Origin of the sequence: Methylobacterium sp. 275MFSha3.1, assembly GCF_900108435.1 — a bacterium.
Lineage (GTDB): Bacteria > Pseudomonadota > Alphaproteobacteria > Rhizobiales > Beijerinckiaceae > Methylobacterium.
The window spans coordinates 605,688-617,741 of sequence record NZ_FNWP01000002.1; the positions used below are offsets into that span (position 1 = coordinate 605,688).

Annotated in this window: 12 protein-coding genes, 1 tRNA gene and 1 pseudogene; 8 read left to right on the top strand and 6 right to left on the bottom strand. The window is 67.1% G+C overall.

The genetic code is table 11. The annotated features are described in order from the left end of the window. The first annotated feature begins 178 nt into the window (after positions 1 to 178). From clpX to BLW78_RS30875, 7 genes are all read left to right on the top strand, one after another. The gene (gene clpX, locus BLW78_RS02860) at positions 179 to 1,450 is read left to right on the top strand and encodes an ATP-dependent Clp protease ATP-binding subunit ClpX (protein ID WP_020090762.1); all 1,272 of its coding nucleotides are present in this window, start codon (positions 179 to 181) and stop codon (positions 1,448 to 1,450) included. Positions 1,451 to 1,696: 246 nt separating this feature from the next. Then, the gene (lon, locus tag BLW78_RS02865; RefSeq protein WP_091676417.1) at positions 1,697 to 4,123 is read left to right on the top strand and encodes an endopeptidase La; all 2,427 of its coding nucleotides are present in this window, start codon (positions 1,697 to 1,699) and stop codon (positions 4,121 to 4,123) included. 83 nt (positions 4,124 to 4,206) lie between these two features. Continuing rightward, the gene (locus BLW78_RS02870) at positions 4,207 to 4,926 is read left to right on the top strand and encodes an aspartate/glutamate racemase family protein (RefSeq protein WP_091676420.1); all 720 of its coding nucleotides are present in this window, start codon (positions 4,207 to 4,209) and stop codon (positions 4,924 to 4,926) included. Between the two features lie 61 nt (positions 4,927 to 4,987). Then, positions 4,988 to 5,063, top strand: a tRNA-Val gene (locus BLW78_RS02875). Positions 5,064 to 5,415: 352 nt separating this feature from the next. Next, entirely contained in the window at positions 5,416 to 5,637 is a 222-nt protein-coding gene (locus tag BLW78_RS02880) for a hypothetical protein (RefSeq protein ID WP_091676423.1), read from the top strand. Between the two features lie 77 nt (positions 5,638 to 5,714). Further along, a complete protein-coding gene (locus BLW78_RS02885) occupies positions 5,715 to 6,023 on the top strand; it encodes a hypothetical protein (protein ID WP_132368135.1) in 309 nt (102 codons plus the stop codon). Between the two features lie 148 nt (positions 6,024 to 6,171). Then, positions 6,172 to 6,417, top strand: coding sequence for a hypothetical protein (locus BLW78_RS30875; RefSeq protein ID WP_128083348.1), 246 nt, complete (start codon positions 6,172 to 6,174; stop codon positions 6,415 to 6,417). 306 nt (positions 6,418 to 6,723) lie between these two features. Here the strand turns inward: BLW78_RS30875 and BLW78_RS02895 are convergent, their stop codons facing one another. The 3 genes from BLW78_RS02895 to BLW78_RS02900 form a co-directional block, all read right to left on the bottom strand. Further along, on the bottom strand, positions 6,724 to 7,464 hold the full coding sequence (locus BLW78_RS02895; RefSeq protein WP_091676430.1) for a class I SAM-dependent methyltransferase: 741 nt from the start codon (positions 7,462 to 7,464) through the stop codon (positions 6,724 to 6,726). Positions 7,465 to 7,618: 154 nt separating this feature from the next. Next, positions 7,619 to 7,858 (bottom strand): hypothetical protein, encoded by a 240-nt coding sequence (locus BLW78_RS30880; RefSeq protein WP_139307667.1) that lies wholly within the window; start codon positions 7,856 to 7,858, stop codon positions 7,619 to 7,621. 275 nt (positions 7,859 to 8,133) lie between these two features. Continuing rightward, entirely contained in the window at positions 8,134 to 8,451 is a 318-nt protein-coding gene (locus tag BLW78_RS02900; RefSeq protein WP_170855074.1) for a GCG_CRPN prefix-to-repeats domain-containing protein, read from the bottom strand. Positions 8,452 to 8,815: 364 nt separating this feature from the next. Here BLW78_RS02900 and BLW78_RS02905 point away from each other — a divergent pair, with 364 nt between their 5' ends. Then, positions 8,816 to 9,778, top strand: coding sequence for a phytanoyl-CoA dioxygenase family protein (locus tag BLW78_RS02905; protein WP_091676433.1), 963 nt, complete (start codon positions 8,816 to 8,818; stop codon positions 9,776 to 9,778). 36 nt (positions 9,779 to 9,814) lie between these two features. Here BLW78_RS02905 and BLW78_RS02910 read toward each other — a convergent pair whose 3' ends face one another. The 3 genes and pseudogenes from BLW78_RS02910 to cpsB all read right to left on the bottom strand — a co-directional run. Continuing rightward, positions 9,815 to 10,738, bottom strand: a complete 924-nt coding sequence (locus BLW78_RS02910) for an alpha/beta fold hydrolase (RefSeq protein WP_056531551.1) — start codon at positions 10,736 to 10,738, stop codon at positions 9,815 to 9,817. Further along, positions 10,739 to 11,752 (bottom strand): SDR family oxidoreductase, encoded by a 1,014-nt coding sequence (locus tag BLW78_RS02915; RefSeq protein WP_091676435.1) that lies wholly within the window; start codon positions 11,750 to 11,752, stop codon positions 10,739 to 10,741. It lies immediately after the preceding gene. Positions 11,753 to 11,877: 125 nt separating this feature from the next. Further along, positions 11,878 to 12,054, bottom strand: a pseudogene (cpsB, locus tag BLW78_RS02920) (mannose-1-phosphate guanylyltransferase/mannose-6-phosphate isomerase); the annotation flags it as partial.

The following is a 12,054-nucleotide window of genomic DNA, read 5'->3' on the forward strand; positions in this document are numbered from 1 at the left end:
CGCGTCGCCTGACCGCCGCGGCGCGGCCTTGATCCCGCCGCGGCAGCGTGTTTGCATCGAGGTTCGGGCCCTTCGGTCAAAGGCGCGCAGCACACTGTTTCTTTAAACGGGCCCCCTACATTCATGCGATGCGCGTCCGCCCCTTGCCGGCGGCGGACGCGAGGAATCGGAGACCGATATGAGCAAGACTGGCGGCAACGACTCGAAGAGCACGCTGTATTGCTCGTTCTGCGGCAAGAGCCAGCACGAGGTCCGCAAGCTGATCGCCGGCCCCACGGTGTTCATCTGCGACGAGTGCGTCGAGCTGTGCATGGACATCATCCGCGAGGAGTCGAAATCCTCGCTGGTGAAGAGCCGCGACGGCGTGCCGACGCCCAAGGAGATCCGCCGCGTCCTCGACGACTACGTCATCGGCCAGGACTTCGCCAAGAAGGTCCTCTCGGTCGCGGTGCACAACCACTACAAGCGGCTCGCCCACGCGACGAAGCACAACGACGTCGAACTGGCCAAGTCCAACATCATGCTGATCGGGCCGACCGGCTCGGGCAAGACCCTGCTCGCGCAGACGCTGGCCCGGATCCTCGACGTGCCGTTCACCATGGCGGACGCCACGACGCTGACCGAGGCCGGCTATGTCGGTGAGGACGTCGAGAACATCATCCTCAAGCTGCTCCAGGCCTCGGACTACAACGTCGAGCGGGCCCAGCGCGGCATCGTCTACATCGACGAGATCGACAAGATCTCCCGGAAGTCCGACAACCCGTCGATCACCCGCGACGTGTCGGGCGAGGGCGTGCAGCAGGCGCTCCTGAAGATCATGGAGGGCACGGTCGCCTCCGTCCCGCCCCAGGGCGGAAGGAAGCACCCGCAGCAGGAATTCCTGCAGGTCGACACCACCAACATCCTGTTCATCTGCGGCGGCGCCTTCGCGGGGCTGGAGCGGATCATCTCCCAGCGCGGCAAGGGCACCTCGATCGGCTTCGGCGCGACCGTGCAGGCCCCGGACGACCGCCGCACTGGCGAGATCTTCCGCTCGGTCGAGCCGGAGGACCTGCTGAAGTTCGGCCTCATCCCCGAGTTCGTCGGCCGTCTGCCGGTCCTGGCGACCCTGGAGGACCTCGACGAGGCCGCGCTGAAGAAGATCCTGCAGGAGCCGAAGAACGCCCTGGTCAAGCAGTACCAGCGGCTGTTCGAGATGGAGAACGTCGACCTGACGTTCCAGGACGAGGCGCTGTCGCTCGTCGCCCGCAAGGCGATCGAGCGCAAGACCGGCGCCCGCGGCCTGCGCTCCATCCTGGAGACGATCCTGCTCGACACGATGTACGACTTGCCGGGCCTCGAGTCCGTGGAGCAGGTGGTCATCGGTCCGGAGGTGGTGGAGGGCAAGTCGCGCCCCCTCTACATCCACGGCGACCGCAACAAGGACACGCCCGCGAGCGTCAGCGCGTAGGCACTCGGCAGGGTTGCATCAGGCGCCCGGCCCAGGCCGGGCGCGCTGCGGGGATCGCCTTGAAAACGCGCTTCCTCGCAGCCACCTCAGGCTCAGCGCGGTGGCCGCACGCTCCTTCGAGGTCCGGTCCGCGTCGCCAGCCGCAAAGTTAGCGAAATCCGACCCTCGCGGCCCGGTCGGCACCCGGCTGTAGGCGCGCTCCGTGCATGGGGGCGTCGAACCTGGGCGTCCCTGAGAGGAAGTCACATGTCACAGTCGAAATCGCGCCAGCCGGTGGTCCCGGGTTCGACGGGCACCTACGCCGTCCTCCCCCTGCGCGACATCGTCGTCTTCCCGCACATGATCGTGCCCCTGTTCGTGGGCCGCGAGAAGTCGATCCGCGCCCTCGAGGAGGCCGTTCGCACCGACCGCCACATCCTGCTCGCTACCCAGATCAACGCGGGCGACGACGACCCGGCGACCGACGCCATCTACAAGATCGGCACGCTCGCCTCCGTGCTCCAGCTCCTGAAGCTGCCCGACGGCACCGTGAAGGTGCTGGTCGAGGGCGTCGGCCGCGCCAAGGTCGTCGACTTCACCCGCTCGGACGAGTTCTACGAGGCGACCGCCGAGGCGCTCCACGACGAGCTCGGCGACCGCGTCGAGGCCGAGGCGCTCGCGCGCTCCGTGCTCTCGGAGTTCGAGAACTACGTCAAGCTGAACAAGAAGATCTCGCCCGAGGTCGTCTCCGCCGTGACCCAGATCGACGAGCCGTCCAAGCTCGCCGACACGATCGGCTCGCACCTGCTCGTCAAGATCTCCGACAAGCAGGGCATCCTGGAGACCCCCACGGTGGCGCAGCGCCTCGAGCGCGTGCTGTCGCTGATGGAGAGCGAGATCTCCGTGCTCCAGGTGGAGAAGCGCATCCGGACCCGCGTCAAGCGGCAGATGGAGAAGACCCAGCGCGAGTACTACCTGAACGAGCAGATGAAGGCGATCCAGAAGGAGCTGGGCGACTCCGAGGATGGCCGCGACGAGCTGGCCGAACTGGAAGAGAAGATCGAGAAGACCAAGCTCTCCAAGGAGGCCCGCGACAAGGCGACGGCCGAGCTGAAGAAGCTGCGCCAGATGTCGCCGATGTCGGCCGAGGCGACCGTCGTGCGCAACTACCTCGACTGGATGCTCGGCATCCCGTGGGGCAAGCGCTCGAAGATCAAGAAGGACCTGCTCGGCGCCCAGGCGCTGCTCGACGAGGATCATTTCGGCCTCGACAAGGTCAAGGAGCGGATCGTCGAGTACCTCGCGGTGCAGCAGCGCGCGAACAAGCTCACCGGCCCGATCCTGTGCCTCGTCGGTCCCCCCGGCGTCGGCAAGACCTCGCTCGGCAAGTCCATCGCCAAGGCGACGGGTCGCGAGTTCGTCCGGATGTCGCTCGGCGGCGTGCGCGACGAGGCCGAGATCCGCGGTCACCGTCGGACCTATATCGGCTCGATGCCCGGCAAGATCGTGCAGTCGATGCGCAAGGCCAAGACCTCGAACCCGCTCATCCTGCTCGACGAGATCGACAAGATGGGCATGGACTTCCGCGGCGATCCGTCGGCGGCGCTCCTCGAGGTGCTCGACCCTGAGCAGAACAGCACCTTCAACGACCACTACCTGGAGGTGGATTACGACCTCTCGAACGTGATGTTCGTGACCACGGCCAACACCCTCAACATCCCGGGCCCGCTCATGGACCGGATGGAGGTGATCCGCATCGCCGGGTACACCGAGGAGGAGAAGGTCGAGATCGCGCGCAAGCACCTGATCCCGAACGCCCTGAAGAAGCATGGCCTCGGGACGCACGAGTGGTCGATCGACGACGACGGCCTGATGATGCTGGTCCGCCGCTACACGCGGGAGGCCGGCGTCCGCAACCTGGAGCGCGAGCTGTCTAACCTGATCCGCAAGGCGGTGAAGGAGATCCTGATCACCAAGACCAAGTCGGTCGCGGTGAACGTGGAGACCCTTCCGGTCTTCCTCGGCCCGCCGAAGTTCCGCTACGGCGAGATCGACGCGGACGATCAGGTCGGCGTGGTGACGGGTCTGGCCTGGACCGAGGTCGGCGGCGAGCTGCTGACGATCGAGGGCGTCATGATGCCCGGCAAGGGCAAGATGACGGTCACCGGCAACCTGAAGGACGTGATGAAGGAGTCGATCTCGGCGGCGGCGAGCTACGTCCGCTCCCGGGCGATCGATTTCGGGATCGAGCCGCCGCTGTTCGACCGGCGCGACATCCACGTCCACGTTCCCGAGGGGGCGACCCCGAAGGACGGTCCGTCGGCCGGCATCGCCATGGCCACCGCGATCATCTCGACGCTGACCGGGATCCCGGTCCGTCGCGACGTCGCGATGACCGGCGAGGTGACGCTCCGCGGCCGGGTCCTGCCGATCGGCGGCCTGAAGGAGAAGCTGCTCGCCGCGCTGCGCGGCGGCATCAAGACGGTGCTGATCCCCGAGGAGAACGCCAAGGACATCGCCGAGGTGCCCGACAGCGTGAAGAACGGGCTGGAGATCGTGCCCGTGTCGCGGATGGATCAGGTGCTGGAGAAGGCGCTGGTCCGTCAGCCCGAGGCGATCGAGTGGGAGGAGCCGCTCCCGGTGGCCAAGCCCGCCCGGACCGAAGAGGACGGCGCCGCCTTCGTGGCGCACTGAGCCGACCGATCGATTGAGACGAGCCCCCGGTGCCCCGAGCCCCGGGGGCTTTTTCATGCGCGGACGCGAGCGCGGAGGCCCGGATGCGCATCCTGCTGATCAACCCGAACACGAGTGCGCACGTCACCGATCTCGTCGCCGGCCATGTCCGCACTCAGCTCGGCGGCCGTGCGGAGCTGCGCGCCGTCACCGGCCGGTTCGGAGCCCGCTACATCGCGAGCCGGGCGGCGGCGGCGATCGCCGGCCACGCGGCCCTCGACGCTCTCGCGGAGCACGGCGCCGGCTGCGATGCGGTCTACCTGGCCTGCTTCGGTTATCCGGGCCTCCTCGCCCTGCGTGAGCTGTCGCGGGTACCGGTCATCGGCATGGCAGAGGCGGCCTGCCGCGAGGCCGCTGCGTCCGGTCGCTTCGGGATCGTCACCGGGGGCGCGGCCTGGGAGCCGATGCTGCGGGAGTTCGTGGCGGCGCTCGGCCTCGCCGACGCCCTCGCGGCCCTCCGCACGGTGGCTCCGAGCGGCGGCACCATCGCCCGTGACCCGGACGCGGCCCTGGAGATCCTCGCCCAAGCCTGCCGCGCCTGCGCGGGGGCCGGCGCCGAGTCGGTCATCCTGGGCGGTGCCGGTCTGGCCGGGCTCGCCGCGCGGATCGCTCCGCAGGTTCCCGTTCCGGTGATCTGCTCGGTCGAGGCGGGGACCCGCGCGGTTCTGGCCGCGGGCGCATTCGGGCAGGCCCCGTCGAGGCCCGACCCTGTCGAGAGCATCGGCCTGACACCCGCGCTGGCGACGCGGCTCATCGACCCCTGATAAGGATCCGGGGTGCGGACCCTTGCACCGGACCGGGACCATGCCGTAACGGTCGCCAGCCGGGCGGTTAGCTCAGTTGGTAGAGCGTCTCCTTTACACGGAGAGGGTCGGGGGTTCGAGTCCCTCACCGCCCACCAAGATTGTTTCTCGTTTTCCATTGTTTGCTGATGTGAGGCCGGCAAATTCCGGCCTCAACAACCGTTCTGACGGCGCCTTACGGCACCTTGGTTCCGGCTAGGCCGCGGCCCACAGGAGAGGACTGGTGAAGCCGCGGTCGACGGCTCGAGCGCCTCGGTCATCTTCTGACCGTCGCGCCTGCGCTGATGCGCCTCCACGGCCCGGTCCTAGGACACGCCGAACCGAGCTGGTGCGCCTCAAGGGCGAGATGAAGGCGCTGGAAAAGGTCTCCGTCCAGAAGACATGCGGGATCCAGTTCGAGCGGCAGGCTGCCCGCTGACCGGCTTGGCGGGGCGTGCTAACCTAAGCCGCATGCCCCGCTGGCTTCAATTCGCCCTCGGCCTCGTCACGCTGATCGCGCTCGCCGCGGGCATCGTGCGTACGCTCGTGCGTCACATGCCGGACGCGGTCGCATCGTGGCTCGGGCCGTGGGCTTACGAGGCGTTGATCCTTCTGCTGGCCGTCAGCTTCGTGGCGATCATCGTGCGGGCCGCCCAGGGCTATCGCTCTCCTCGATCTGATAAGGTGCGGTAATGCTTCGCCGGCTCGCGATCCTCCTCCCTTTGCTCGTCTCCACGGTCGCGCACGCTGCGGGCCCCGGAGCCAGGGCGGTGGGCACCTTCGAGCACCAGGAGGACGGCTACGAGCAGGGCGTCGAGGTGAAGGCCGCGGGCGCAGCCGGCTTCACGGCCCAGTTCTCAACGGGAACCAAGGGCTGCGGCGGTGAGGTGACGATGAAAGGGCGGCCGACCGGACCCGACACGGTCGTCTTCAGCAAAACCGACGGTGGGCAAACCTGCCGGATCACCGCCCGCTACGCTTCGGATTTCCGGTCCGTCGTCCTGGAAGAACAGGGCTGCACGATGTGGCACGGCGCCTCGTGTGAGTTCCAAGGGACGTTGAAGCGAACGGGACGCTAGCTGCCCCGCTACGAGGCGGCGCGCCTGTGGAGGCACCGATAAATCTGGCGAGGGCGAATATCAGTACTAGGACACAATTACAGAGTGGGCCTGTTGCAAAAGCAGGAGGATCTACGGATGCTTCGCCCTGATTCGAGGGCGGGCTCGCGTGTCGATGGCGTTCAATCAGATTTTATTTTCGATTTTTGTGTATCTAGGTGCCGCTATTTGCGGGGCAGTGGTGGGTGGAATACTGGGTTTTCTCGTCGGTGCTTGGTATGTTGACATCATGAAGGTAACTCAGCGCGAAGGCACGGCCGGCTATATGGTCGTTTTGCTTTTCACGCCAATCGGGGCGTCCTTGGGAGCCGTTGCTGCCCTCATCGCGCTGATCATTCGCCGTCACTATTATTGATGAGTTCAATCAGGCATTGTCGGGCGCCAACTCGACCTGGCTGAACTGCCGCGCGCACTGGGCCACACCTTCGCGACGGGGGGCATGAGGGCGGGCGTGCCGTTCGGCAAGGTTGCTCGAGCACTCGGCACCAACGAGCAGGTCGTGGAGCAGGTTTATGGCCACCACCTCCCGGAGCATCTGCGCGGCGTTGTGGAGACCGTGTCTCGGGGTGGTCGGGCGGGAGGCAGACAGGAACTCCATCGAAAAGCGACACAGGATCATGCACATAAGTGCAGAATAACAACCTTGATTACGTCTTAAATATTACTTTGGCCGAGCTTTTATCACATGTTGAACTGAAAAAAGGGCGGGCGCGATCCTGCAGAGCTGGCCGAGCACAAAACTCTTCTGATCTTGAGGGAGAAAGCGAAAGGGCGTGTAGCGGTATACGCCCATCCAGCCACCCGCGGCACCGCGAATATCTTCAACTTCATATCCCGCCGCCTCGAACAAACGACGTACACTCCTGCGCGTGAACCATCGGAGATGTGTGGCATCCATTATCCCGGTCGGCTTGTAGTTAAAATTTCCGAATAATAATTGCGCTCTTACGGTCCAATGCGCAACATTTGGAATAGAGGCCAGCACGCGACCATCTGGCGCCAGCGAATTTTTTACTTCTCTCAACATTTCTGCTGGGTCTACAAGATGCTCTAAAACGTCTGCAAATAAGATGTAGTCAAATTTCTCGTTTCTCTGTGCGAAAGTTTGATCATAAACACCAGTGATGACATTTAATCCTTCTGTGCGCGCTTGCTCGGCTCTCTCGGGATGAGGCTCAACGCCAACTACATCAAGAGAGAGCGCGTCTCTCAGTGTGGATGTGATCGTCCCTGTTCCACATCCAACATCTAATAGCTTTTTGTTTTTTTTCATAAACGAAATCAATAATCCCGTGCTTTCGTATCGATTATTGTTTCTGCTGTTATACCTCAGAGAAGAAACATTTTGTTTGCTGAGTCCGGCGACGGCCTCGCGAGTATGTGTCATGTTCGGAAACTCCATTCTGTCGCCTGCGTTGTTATAGGCATTTTCGGAATCGGCTTAGAGTCGATCCGTCAGCAGATTTTGATGCTCAAAAATATGAAAAAATCAGCATTCATGAGTGACAAATAAAAGAACAACAGTCAAGAAGTCAGAGGTCCGCCAATAGGGTTTTTCAATCGTCCATAGGTCTATGCGAGAGCTTGCCGACAAGCTGGCCGAGATCCGCGCCGGGGTCGCGCAGTTGGAACGGATTGCGGCGATCGCGACGTGCCGGGAGGTCGGGTGCGATATACGGCGCGCCGGCGGGCACAATGTGGCCGGCGGCGTCAGGTGCTGTTCCGCGCTCGACAGCGTCTGTACCCGGTGCGGCGATAGAGACGATGGCGACAAGGCCGAAGCCGTCGAGCGACAAGCCGGGTGCGACGACCGCGTGACCCGTTACGGGCCGACATGGGTGCCCTGTAGAACACAGGGGGCATCCGACGAACCGGCCCGGAACAGGTCTCCGGATATTTTCCGGAAACGAAGGCCCGACGGGGCTCCGGATGGCCCGCTACGTTTTTTTCCTGCGCCGTCGCTCTACGGCCTGGGAACGCCAATCCTTCCACGGAGAGGGTCAGGATTTCGAGTCCCTCACCGCCCGCCGGCGCTCCGGCGCCGGCCTCCGTCGACGGTGAGGGCGGGTGGCTACCGGTAGCCGCCGTTCGGCAGCCGTCCGTGATACGGCGTGTTGCGGCAATGGCCCCACGGTCCGCGCCAGTAGCCGGGCGGGCAGCCGTTCCCCGCTCGCACCTGATACCAGCCGCCGGGCAGCGGACCGACATAGGGCGTGCTGCGGCAGTGGCCCCAGGGGCCGCGCCAGGCGCCCGGCCCACATCCCCCCGCCACGAGCGTGATCGGCGCCGCGAGGCCCGGATCGGCCACGACCGGCATCGCCTGCGCGGCCGAGACCGGCAGCGCCGCCAGGGCTACGGCCGCGGCAGCTTTCGTTAAGATATTCATCATCACTCTCCGAGAAATCGGTCCGTATTGATCGCCCCGATCTTTCACAGAACCCATCAATACCCCCCGCAGATGCATTAAATATCGGCCATGAAAGAAAATGGTTCCGGAAATGCGATCAATCCGATGCATTGGCGCGGCGCTTCCGCGCCGGCATTGCCCGTCGGCGGGAGCGCCGCTGGCGACCGGCAACCGCGTCCGGCGCCGGAAAGAGCTGCAACCGGAAATCTCAACCGGAGGTGGTTCATGATGAAGCTGAAGGCAAATGCCTGAGGCCGTGACGCTCAGTCATACCTAAGAATAGGTACTGTAAGCCTTGGAATAGACGTGGGCATCTTCGCGGAATCACTTCGAAGCGGAGGGTGCGATGCCAGTCACGATTCCGGATCGCCTGGGGCTCGGCGTCGCCGATGCCGGGAACGGCCTCTCCGCCCGCGCGGCCGAGGCACGGACGCGGCTCGTCCGCTGGATCGTGGGTAATCGCGCGGCGGCGCGCGTCCCGACGCGGATCCTGACCGACGACGAGATCGCCGTGTTCCGGCGCGACGGGTTCGTCACCGTCCCGGCGATCACCACCGCCGAGGAGCTCGACACCCTGCGCGGCGCCTATGACCGTCTGTTCGAGGAGGCGCGGGGCTGGAAGGACGGGAGCCTATTCGACCTCGTCGACGTCGACCGCGGCGCCAGCGAGGCGCGCTCGCCCCAGCTCCTCAACCCGTCCCGCTTCGAGCCGCTCCTCCGGGACATCCTGTTCCGGGCCAACGCCCTGGCCATGTCGCGCCAGCTCCTGGGGAACCGCGCGGCCCTCGTCTTCGAGCACGCGATCCGCAAGCCGCCGAAGATCGGCGCCGCCACCGCGTGGCACCAGGACGAGGCGTTCTACGCCGCCTACACGAATTACCGGGCGATCACGGTCTGGATGCCCCTGCAGGACGTCTCGCCGGAGAACGGCTGCATGCTCTACGTCCCGGGCAGCCACCGGGAGCCGCTCCTCCCCCATCGCAGCATCGGCGGCGACCCGCGGATCCACGGGCTCGAGGCCCTCGGCGTTCCGGTGGAGCGCGCGGTCCCGTGTCCGCTCCCGGCGGGCGGCGCCACCTTCCACGATTGCCGGACCCTGCACTGCGCCGGGCCGAATCTCAGCGCCGGACCGCGGCGCGCCTATGCCCTCGGCTTCGGGGTCCGCGCGCCGGAGCACACGCTCCGCCACGAGCATCCCTGGAACGCCGAGAAGCGCACGCTGCGGCAGGAGCGCGAGCGGCAGGCCCGCGGCGGGCTGGCCCGGTTGAAGGCGGGCGCCAAGCAGCAGATCAAGGCGCTCATCCGCTGAGGGAGGCCCCGCCCGCGGGGCTCGTGACCGGGTCCGTCAGGCCTCCGACCGCACCGCCAGGGCCGCGCGCACGACCGCGTCGGTCTGCAGGTGGTGCAGCATGTGGCCGGCCCCCGGAAGGGACTCGAACCGCGCCCCGGGGATCAGGCCGGCCGCGCGCCGGCCGTGCAATTCGGTGTTCACCACCAGGTCGGCGCTGCCGCCCAGGATACGGGTGGGCCGGCGCAGGGACGGGTAGCCGAGGACGCTGCGCGCGAGCCCCGGCCAGAGCCAGCCCGCATCCTCGCCCTCGGCGGTGATCTGCGCCGGGCGACCCGCGAGGGCGAAGGGGAAGTCCCGCGCAAAGCGCGCCGGCATCGCCTCGGGGAAGAACATCGCGTTCCACAGGAGCGGGAGCAGCGCCCGGTCGCTGCTGGCGCCCAGGAACGCCGACAGCGCGTCGCCGCCGAAGGGCAGCGCCCGCGGCCCGAACAGCACCTGCTCCAGCCGCGGCTCGGGGAAGCAGATCGGCGCGAGAGCGACGATGCCGGCCACCTCGTCCGGATGGAGCATGCCGTAGGCGAGGGCGACGGCGCCCCCGAACGAGTGGCCCAGGATGACCGGGCGCTCCAGGCCGAGGCGCCGCACCGCCTCCCGGATGGACGCCGCCTGGTCCCAGATGTCGGCGCCCCCGCCGCGCGGCCGGCGGCTGAAGCCGTGGCCCGGGCGGTCGACGGCGACCACGCGGAAATGCTCGGCCAGAGCCGGCACGGGCCCGAGCCAGACGTCCTCCAGGCACATCAGCGTGCCGTGGATCGCCACGAGGTCCGGCCCGGCGCCGGTCTCCGCGTAGGCGATCGTCCGGTCGTCGGCCAGGGACACGATCCGGCGCGGCACGATCCGGGGATCGGCCTCGGTGCCGGTCCCGGCCTCCCGCGCCGGTCGGGCGGGGCCGGGCAGGGTCTCCGTCGCGACAGCCATTTACAGGCGCCGCCGGCGCCCGGACGAGGTGCCGAGCACCGCGAAGGCCGTGGCCGCGCCGACGCCGAGGAGGCCGGCCGCCGCCGCGAGGGGGTGCAGGGTCGCGCGGGTATAGGCGCTGGTCCGCATGACCGGGACGGGCGGGTCGCCCCGCGTCTCGCCCGCCGAGACCGGCGCGTGCAGCGCGCCGTCCGGGTTGCGGGGCGCGCTCCGGCGCTTCTGGAGCGCGATGATCGCCGGGCCGAGATAGTCGTAGGCGCCGGGGGCGAATTCCTTGCCGGCCACGAAGGCCTTGCCGGCCCCGCCCACGAAGATGTCGCGCTGCGGGTGGACGGCCGCGTGCAGGATGGCGTTCGCCACCTCCTCCGGCGGGTAGATCGGCGGCGGCAGGCTCGGCTCGCGGTCCATGTAGTTGCGCGCCCGCTGGGGCAGGGGGGTGTCGATCGAGGCCGGCTTGATCAGCGTCACCGAGATCGGCGCGTTCTCGTCCATCAGCTCCATGCGCAGGGCGTCGGTGAAGCCCTTCACCGCGTGTTTCGAGGCCGCGTACATGCCCTGGAACGGGAAGGCGAGGTCGGAGGCGATGCTGCCGACGTTGATGAGGGCGCCGCCGTTTTGGCGCATGTGCTCGGTCGCCACGAGGGAGCCGTAGACGGTCCCCCAGAAATTCGTCTGGATCAGGCGCTCGTGGTCGGCGTCGCTGATCTCGCGCAGCCGGCCGTAGATCGAGCCGCCGGCCACGTTCACCCAGGTGTCGAAGCCGCCGAAGGTCGCCTCGGCCCGGTCGGCGACCGCCTGCACGTCGGCCCGCCGGCCGACATCGGCGACGACGTCGATCGCCTTGCCGCCGACGCCCTCGATCTCGGCGCGGATGCGCGCCAGGGCGTCGCCGCTGCGCGCCGCCAGCACTACCCGGGCGCCGCGCTCGGCCGCCATCCGGGCCGTTGCGAGACCGATGCCCGACGAGGCGCCGGTGATCACGATGACCTGCTCGCGGAGCGGCTTGTGCTTCATACGGTATCCCCGACGCTGTGGCGCGGCCGCACGGGAGCGGCCACACGCTAGGCTATCGATCGGGGTGGCCGCATGTTCCGGGCGCGCCTGCGGGTGATCGGGTCGCAGGCTGCCCGGCCGGGCGCTCAGCGGCCGTAGATGTCCTCGACGCGGATGATGTCGTCCTCGCCGGTGTAGGAGCCGACCTGGACCTCGATCAACTCCAGCGGGATCTTGCCGGGGTTGGCCAGCCGGTGCATCGAGCCGATCGGCAGGTAGACCGCCTCGTTCTCGTGGACCAGCACCACCCGCTCGTCGATCGT

Excerpts from the sequence above, each read along its gene's own strand:
- clpX (WP_020090762.1), top strand. The coding sequence starts at position 179 with ATGAGCAAGACTGGCGGCAACGACTCGAAGAGCACGCTGTATTGCTCG.
- lon (WP_091676417.1), top strand. The coding sequence starts at position 1,697 with ATGTCACAGTCGAAATCGCGCCAGCCGGTGGTCCCGGGTTCGACGGGC.
- BLW78_RS02870 (WP_091676420.1), top strand. The coding sequence starts at position 4,207 with ATGCGCATCCTGCTGATCAACCCGAACACGAGTGCGCACGTCACCGAT.
- BLW78_RS02880 (WP_091676423.1), top strand. The coding sequence starts at position 5,416 with ATGCCCCGCTGGCTTCAATTCGCCCTCGGCCTCGTCACGCTGATCGCG.
- BLW78_RS02895 (WP_091676430.1), bottom strand. The coding sequence starts at position 7,464 with ATGGAGTTTCCGAACATGACACATACTCGCGAGGCCGTCGCCGGACTC.
- BLW78_RS02900 (WP_170855074.1), bottom strand. The coding sequence starts at position 8,451 with ATGATGAATATCTTAACGAAAGCTGCCGCGGCCGTAGCCCTGGCGGCG.
- BLW78_RS02905 (WP_091676433.1), top strand. The coding sequence starts at position 8,816 with ATGCCAGTCACGATTCCGGATCGCCTGGGGCTCGGCGTCGCCGATGCC.
- BLW78_RS02910 (WP_056531551.1), bottom strand. The coding sequence starts at position 10,738 with ATGGCTGTCGCGACGGAGACCCTGCCCGGCCCCGCCCGACCGGCGCGG.
- BLW78_RS02915 (WP_091676435.1), bottom strand. The coding sequence starts at position 11,752 with ATGAAGCACAAGCCGCTCCGCGAGCAGGTCATCGTGATCACCGGCGCC.